This is a genomic window from Alcanivorax sp. HI0083 (assembly GCF_001635175.1).
This window is the reverse complement of record NZ_LWFX01000137.1, coordinates 1-565: the sequence shown is the minus strand read 5'-3', so window position 1 is coordinate 565 and position 565 is coordinate 1. Positions and strand designations below refer to the sequence as shown.

1 pseudogene is annotated in these 565 nt (G+C 65.1%); it reads left to right on the top strand.

The window, feature by feature from the left end:
• Window positions 1-565, top strand: a pseudogene (locus tag A3754_RS01545) (hydroxymethylglutaryl-CoA lyase); the annotation flags it as partial.

The window sequence follows — 565 nt, the reverse complement described above, 5'->3', positions numbered from 1 at the left end:
CCCCAATCTGAAGGGCTACCAGCTGGCGCGGCATGCGGGCTACCCCACGGTGGCGCTGGTGCTGTCCACCACCGATTCCTTCAACGAGCGCAACCTGCGCATGAGCCTGGAGCAAGCCGCGCAAAGCTGTGAAGCCATCATTGCGGCGGCCAAAGCGGACGGCATTGCCACCCGCACCTATATCTCCGGGGCCTTTGCCTGCCCCTACGACGGCCCGGTGCCAGTGACATTGCCCCAGCAACTCAGCGAGCGCATGTTTGCTGCAGGCTCCGACGAGGTAGCCATTGCCGACACCATTGGCGCCGGCAATCCGCAGCAGATGAAGGACATCATGGCGCCGCTGATCCGCGAATTCGGGGCGGAGAAATTCTACGTGCACCTGCACGACACCCGCGGGCTGGCCGCCGCCATGGCCTGGGCCGCTGCGGATCTGGGGGTGCGCCGTTTCGATGCCTCGGTGGGCGGTCTGGGCGTCTGCCCGTTTGCCCCCGGCGCCACCGGCAACATGGCCACTGAAGATATGGTCTACCTGCTGGAAAGTGCCGGCCTGAAGACCGGTATTGAT